Source organism: Pelomicrobium sp. G1, assembly GCF_051905455.1.
Lineage (GTDB): Bacteria > Pseudomonadota > Gammaproteobacteria > Burkholderiales > UBA6910 > Pelomicrobium.
In genome coordinates, this window is sequence record NZ_JBQACR010000304.1 from 1 (window position 1) to 284 (window position 284).

A 284-nucleotide genomic window follows, 5' to 3' on the forward strand; every position below is an offset into this window, starting at 1 on the left:
GGTTTGCAGGTTCCGTGCCACGGGATCGGCAAACGAAAATCCTGGCGCCGCTCGTTGTATTATTCGTGCAGCGCAGAGGGACAACGCGCCGACGCCGCTGAGTTGCCCGGCGTGCCATCGCACCGCGCCGCACTATTTTTGACCGCCCGCACCGGATGAGTGCAAGCGGTTGCTTAGTTTATAACACGAAAACGGACCCCGAATGACGGCCATCTGCTATATCCACGGCTTCAACAGCTCTCCGGCCTCGTCCAAAGCGCGGCTACTCCGGGAGCGGCTTACCC

1 protein-coding gene is annotated in these 284 nt (G+C 60.9%); it reads left to right on the top strand.

What is annotated here, in order from left to right; translation table 11 throughout:
- Window positions 1-202: 202 nt before the first annotated feature.
- Window positions 203-284 (top strand): YqiA/YcfP family alpha/beta fold hydrolase (locus ACTFO6_RS18610; RefSeq protein ID WP_439935856.1); only part of this gene is annotated, 82 nt, incomplete at its 3' end.